Here is a 5,843-nt window from a genome sequence, read left to right as displayed (position 1 = left end):
TCCCAGGGCGCGCAGCGCCCGGCGACGCGCACGACGGCGGGATCGTCACCCGCCCCGGGGCGCCCCGGCCGTTGCCGGAGGCGCCGTGCCAGGCGTCGCGCGTCGCGCGTCGCGGGCCCGCGGCGAAGAGGCGTCGCGGGCAGTCGCGGGCCGCGCGAAGACCGTCAGCGAAGCCCGCGAAGACCGCCGGGAAAACCTAGTGGAAGAGCACGTCCGGGAGGCCGGGGCGGTCGACGGCCTCCTCCAGCGCGGCGCGCAGGGTACGGCTGTCGGTGAGGACGCCGCCGGGCCGGATCAGCCAGACATGGCCCTGCCGGACACAGCCGGGCCTGGGGCAGCGCAGCACCCGGCCCGGTCCCGCGGCGGCCACCGTGCGGCGGCGGGCGTACGCCGTCCCGGCCAGCCAGCCCTTCCACTCGGCCGCGGACCCGGGCGGTACCAGGAAGGAGAGCACATGGCTGGCGGTGGCGAGCATCACCGGCCCCGCCGCATCGCGCCGCCGCAGCGCCTGGACCACCGCGGTGCCGGTGTCGTCGGACATCCGCACCAGATCGAAGACCCGGCCCACCGGCAGATCGGCGAGCCCGCTGCCACTGGCCCACTGGAGCCGTACCCGCCCCGGGTCGTCGCTCGCGGCCAGCAGCCACTCGGCCGCGTCGGCCTCCACAGTGACCCGCATCCGGCGGTCACCGCGCGCCCCCGCGTTCATGAGGTGGTCTCCAGTGGCAGGGTGAACCACACCTTCTTCCCCCCGGCTCCGGGATCGGGCGGCTCGGTGCCCCAGTCGCCCGCCAGGTCCTCGACGATGGCCAGCCCCCGCCCGGATTCCTCGGTCGGCTCGGGCGCGCGCACGACCGGGATCACGGGCGACCCGTCGGCCACCTCCACCCGCAGCTCACGGCCGAAGCGTTCCAGCGAGACGGTGATGGTGACGGTGTCGGCGGGACCGGAGCTGCCGTGTTCCACGGCGTTGGCGAACAGTTCGTTGGTGGCGAGGACGACATGGTCCACGACCTCGCCGAGCCGCCAGTCGCGCAGATGTCCGGCGACCATCCGGCGTACGGCGGCGGCGCGGTCGGCGAGGGCGGGGAACTCCGCCCGGAAGAGCCGACGGGTGTCCAGCGGGATCACCGGTCTCTCCCCTCCGGAGCAGCGGACGGGGATCGCCGCGACGACCGGCCCGGTAACCGGACCAGTCCGCTGCCCGGTAACCGGACCAGTTCGCTGTCCGACAACCGGATCGGTCCGCTGCCCGGCAACGGAACCAGTCCGCTGCCCGGCAACGGAATCAGTCCGCTGCCCGGTAACCGGATCGGTTCGCTGTCCGGCAACCGGATCGATCCGCGGCGCGGCAACCGGATCGGTTCGCGGGCGGTTCGCGGAGATCGCGACACCGCGGGTCGCGCCCATCGTCTCGCCCTCCTCATCGGCCGACGCCGGCCGGTGCGACAGTCCTGGAAAGGATCGGCTCACGGTGTCGGTCCTCACGGTCCTCACGGTCCTCGTCGGTCTGTGGGCTCTGATGGCATACAGGCACCTGGAGTGATTGATGTTCCGGTGAGCGGGTAGGCGCCATCTGGCGACCGGCGGCGCGGCATCTGAGCTGGTGACAGGTGGTGCGCGCACCCCGCCCGACCCGCCTGGACCAGCTGCCACGGACGGAGACGGCCCGGTCGCGGTGAGTGCCGGATACCGGCATGGTTCCTCCTTCGAAGGCAGCGCAAAGCGCCATCGGTCGCCATTCAAGCAGATAAACGGTTGGGCGGGCCGGTGGGCGAGAGGGCATGGGGGTTGTCCGGTTGTACGGGCGTAGTGGTTCGGGCTGTACGGTCCGGACGTGGCAAGCGTGAGAGACAACCGCGAGAGGCGGCTCCGCCCGGGGGAACGGTCCGGTGTGGACGGTAAACGGGTCCTGGTGACCGGAGGCTCCCGGGGACTGGGTGAACAGATCGTACGGCTACTCGCCGCGGACGGGGCGCGATTGGCCACGTGTGCGCGGACACCGGAGGGTCTGCGGTCCCTCGCGGCCTCCCTGCGCGCCGAGGGATACGAGGAGCCGTTCACCCGTGCGCTGGACGTCACCGAGCCGGAGCTGCTGGAGGGGTTCGTCAACGCCTCGGCGGAACGTTTCAGCGGGCTGGACGGCGTGGTGGCCTGCGCCGGTGGCGCCCGCGGCCGCGGCATCGAGGAGGCCGACCCGCGGGACTGGTCGCTGACCTGGGAGATGAACGTCGGCCATACGGCCCGGCTGGTGAAGGCCGCGACACCGCATCTGCGCCGCGCGGGCGGCGGCTCCGTGGTGGTGATCGCGTCCATCTCCGGCTGGAAGCCGGGGCCCCAGGCCCAGTACGGGGCGGCCAAGGCCGCCCAGATCCACCTCGCCGCATCCCTGGCCCGTGAGCTGGGCCCGGACGGGATCCGGGTGAACGCCGTCTCCCCGGGGTCCATGCTGATCCCCGGAAAGCGGTGGGACCGGATGCGCACCGAAGACCCCGAGGCGTACGCCCGCTTCACGGCCGAACTCCCGCGCGGCGAACTGGTCACCCCGCAGGAGGTCGCCCGCGTCGTGGCGTTCCTGCTCTCGGACGCCTCGAGTGGGATCTCCGGTGCGCATCTGCCCGTCGACCGAGCCCAGAACGCCCCCACGCCGGGAGGTTATTGACCCCCGGCGCTCCCCCGAACGGGGGCGGCCCCCTTTTCCCGGGCTCGGTACGCCTCCGGGGCGCGTCGCCTGCCCGGCTGCGCCGGGAGGTGCCCCGGTCGGCCGGCGCCAAGCCTCCGGAAGCTCCAGCTCCACGGCATCCCTCGGCCCGCCCCGGCTACCGCCGGGGAACCCCCGACCGGGCAGACCAGGCTCCCGGGAGCCGCCCGGCACCCGTCGGCCCGCCCCCACACGGCCGGGAGGCCCCAAGCCGGGCGGGCCGGGCGGGCCGGGCGCCGAATCGTCAGGCGGCCACGCCGAGCACGGCTCGGGAGCGTTGTTCGAACTCCCGGACCATGGGCTCGCCGCGGTGCGGCCGCAGCCGGGTGCGGAAGTCGCGCAGCGCTTGGATCGAGCGCTCGCTGTGCACTCCGCTGAGCGTGTCCAGGGCCTCGCCCGCGGTGCCGATGGCCTCGTCCAGCCGGTTCTGCTGGAGGTAGGCCGTCGCCAGCACGGATCTGCTGATGGCCTGGCGTCGGCGCCGGTCGGCGTTGGCGCGGACGGATTCCGCGGCGGAGTGCTCGGCATCGGAGGCGTTGCCCAGGTCGCGGAAGCACAGTGCCGCCTCGGCGGCCAGATAGTGGTAGTCGAGGAAGCGCACCCAGGGCGACTCCTGCTCGGGGCCCTGACTGGCCTCCAGCTGGGCTTCGGCCGCGCGCAGCGACTTGGACGCCTCCCGGGGCTGGTCCAGGGCGGCGTAGCCACGGGCGGCCATGGCGTGCAACCGCATCAGCCCGAGCGGGCTTCCGGCGTTCTTGGCCGTGGCGACGCCCACCCGGGCCAGCTCGACCCCCGCCTCGGGCTGGCCCAGGTTGGTCGCCAGATGGGACAGGCCGGCCAGGATCTGACCGCCCAGGACCCGGTCGCCGCCCTCGGCGCACAGCCGCAGCGCCTGGGTCATATAGCGCTGGGCCAGGCCGTATTCGGCGTTGTCGTAGCTGCTCCAGCCCGCCATCGCGGCCAGCTTGGCCGCGGCGGTGAACAGCTGGCGGCGCTCCTGTGACAGGACGCCGCGCTGCTGGAGCATGGGCACGACCTCGGTCGACAGATAGAGCACGATGCTGGCGCGGACCTGGCCGCCGCCGAAGCGATTGTCCATCTCGTCGAACATGTTGATCGCTGCGTGGACCTGTTCGACACGGCCGCCTCCGGCCGCGGAGGTGAGCCGTGCGGTGTCCTGGTTCTCGACCAGCCACAGCAGCCATTCGCGCTGCGGGGTCACCAGCGCGCCGGCGACGAAGGGCACCGCGCCCAGCAGGCTGCGGCGGGATATGTCGGTGGAGCCGAGTTCGGCGAGCGTGTGCAAGGTTTCTGCTACGTCCTCCCGGTAGGCCAGCGCGCGGGCGACGACCGGGCGCTGTCGGTCGGAGATGAATCCCAGCTCGGCGGGGGCCACGGGCCTGCCGAGCCGGTGGGAGAGCACGGCGGCGATCAGCTCCGGCGTGTTGCCGCGCGGCTGTCCGCCTTGCAGCCAGCGGGTGACGGACGCCTTGTCGTAGTTCGACTCGCGCCCCTGCCTACGTCCCAGTTCATTGACCCGGTGGGCCAATGAGGCGTAGGAACACCCGGCTTCCTTCAGAGCCGCGGCCAGCGCGGTGTTGGCCACGGTGCCTTGGCGCGCGCTTACCGGCTGTGCGTGATGCGTCACCGTGACCGTCCCCGGTTTGAGCCACGGCGGTGTGCGGGATCCCCGTCGAGTGGCGCCGGCCCGTCGGCCGGGGACCTCAACGACGCTGTGGACATGGATAGTTGGGCGCCCTCGCCATAGAGGGTGAGATGGGTCACGTGCTCACTATGCGTGGTGAGCCAGTCACCCCGCAACCTTCGTTCTGATAATTTCAAAGCGATCCACTCGCTCTGTCTGTGTCATCCATCGCGTGGCACACTGTGCAGGCATATGACAGCCATTCCTACGGGAGGCGGGACGTGAGCGAGGCACGGCCGGCCGGCGCCGCCCCCACCGTCTTACGCAGAGTCCTGGGCAAGCGTCTGCGGTATCTGCGCGAGCGGGCGAGGGTGTCGTTCGAGGACGCCGCGAAAGCCATCGAGGTCACTCCGTTGACCGTGCGCAGGATGGAGAAGGCGGAAGTCGGCCTCAAGATCCCTTATCTGAAGGAGCTGCTGCGGAACTACGGCGTCCGCGGCCCGGAGATCGAGGATTTCCTGGCCCTGGTGCGGGAGGCCAACCAGCCGGGGTGGTGGCATCAGTTCCGCGATGTGCTTCCAGACTGGTTCAGCGCGTACGTCAGCCTGGAGAGTGAGGCCACCGTCATCCGCGCGTACGAGCCCCACTACGTCCCCGGGCTGCTCCAGACAGAGGATTACGCTCGTGCGGTACTACGCATGGGCTTCCCCAACGACACCGAGGAGGAGCTGGAGCGGCGGATCGCGCTGCGCGTCAAGCGCCAGAGCCTGCTCACCAAGCAGGGCGGGCCGACCATCTGGGCCATCCTCGACGAGACGGTGCTGCGCCGCCCCGTCGGCGGGCTCCAGGTGATGCGCGACCAGATCGACCACATCATCGGCACCTTGGAGATACCGAAGGTCAGGCTGCAGATCATGCGGTTCACGGCCGGGCCGCACCCCGGCGCCTTCGGCCCCTTCCACTACTTCCGCTTCGGATTCACCGAACTGCCGGACGTCGTCTACACCGAGAGCCTCACCGGGGCGGTCTATGTGGACAAGCCGGCCGAAGTCGTCGCCTATCTCGAGGTGCTGGACCGGATGGCGGTCCAGGCCGAGCCGATCGGCGACACCAGCACCATCCTGGCCGAACTGCGTAAGGAGTTCTGAGATGCACGACCCCGTCTACAGCGGAATGCGGGCCACGGACCTGGGCACGGAGGGCTGGGAGAAGCCCTGGAGCGGGTCCAACGGCGGCACCTGCCTCGAGGCCAAGCGGCTGCCGGACGGGCGGGTCGCCCTGCGCCAGTCCACCGATCCCGCCGGGCCCGCGCTGATCTACACCCGCTCGGAGATGGCGTCCTTCCTGGAGGCGGCGAAGGCCGGCGAGGCGGACTTCCTCATCGCCTAGGGCGTGTTTCGAGAGTAGCGCCGTCCGCCCGGAGGGCGGGCCCCGCGGCGTCAGGGGGCACCTCCCAGCGGTAGCCGGGGGCGCGTGCGATCGCACGGCGGAGGGTCG

At 71.8% G+C, this 5,843-nt stretch carries 6 protein-coding genes; 3 read left to right on the top strand and 3 right to left on the bottom strand.

Features of this window, described 5'->3' with window-relative positions:
* Positions 1-196: 196 nt before the first annotated feature.
* Entirely contained in the window at positions 197-679 is a 483-nt protein-coding gene (locus AXW62_RS17310; RefSeq protein WP_244503110.1) for a hypothetical protein, read from the bottom strand.
* A gap of 26 nt (positions 680-705) precedes the next feature.
* Positions 706-1,131, bottom strand: coding sequence for an ATP-binding protein (locus AXW62_RS45850; protein WP_060945319.1), 426 nt, complete (start codon positions 1,129-1,131; stop codon positions 706-708).
* A 715-nt stretch (positions 1,132-1,846) separates the two neighbouring features.
* Between AXW62_RS45850 and AXW62_RS17300 the strand changes: the two genes are divergently transcribed.
* Positions 1,847-2,662, top strand: coding sequence for an SDR family NAD(P)-dependent oxidoreductase (locus tag AXW62_RS17300; protein ID WP_030828905.1), 816 nt, complete (start codon positions 1,847-1,849; stop codon positions 2,660-2,662).
* 283 nt (positions 2,663-2,945) lie between these two features.
* Here AXW62_RS17300 and AXW62_RS17295 read toward each other — a convergent pair whose 3' ends face one another.
* Positions 2,946-4,307 (bottom strand): NsdA family TPR-like regulatory protein, encoded by a 1,362-nt coding sequence (locus AXW62_RS17295; protein WP_370682919.1) that lies wholly within the window; start codon positions 4,305-4,307, stop codon positions 2,946-2,948.
* Between the two features lie 320 nt (positions 4,308-4,627).
* Between AXW62_RS17295 and AXW62_RS17290 the strand changes: the two genes are divergently transcribed.
* Both AXW62_RS17290 and AXW62_RS17285 read left to right on the top strand, forming a co-directional pair.
* Positions 4,628-5,494 carry a Sco1979 family transcriptional regulator gene (locus AXW62_RS17290; protein ID WP_060945317.1) on the top strand — a complete coding sequence of 289 codons (867 nt, stop codon included), beginning with the start codon at positions 4,628-4,630 and terminating at the stop codon, positions 5,492-5,494.
* Between the two features lies 1 nt (position 5,495).
* Positions 5,496-5,735, top strand: coding sequence for a DUF397 domain-containing protein (locus AXW62_RS17285; RefSeq protein ID WP_060945316.1), 240 nt, complete (start codon positions 5,496-5,498; stop codon positions 5,733-5,735).
* The last annotated feature ends 108 nt before the right edge of the window (positions 5,736-5,843 follow it).

This window comes from Streptomyces hygroscopicus subsp. hygroscopicus, assembly GCF_001553455.1.
In the GTDB taxonomy this organism is placed as follows: Bacteria; Actinomycetota; Actinomycetes; order Streptomycetales; family Streptomycetaceae; genus Streptomyces; species Streptomyces hygroscopicus.
Note: the sequence above shows the minus strand (reverse complement) of the source record. Positions and strands in the feature narration are given on the sequence as shown.

Bases quoted from the DNA above. Each gene is read 5' to 3' on its own strand.
- AXW62_RS17310 (WP_244503110.1), bottom strand. From the start codon at position 679: ATGCGGGTCACTGTGGAGGCCGACGCGGCCGAGTGGCTGCTGGCCGCG.
- AXW62_RS17285 (WP_060945316.1), top strand. From the start codon at position 5,496: ATGCACGACCCCGTCTACAGCGGAATGCGGGCCACGGACCTGGGCACG.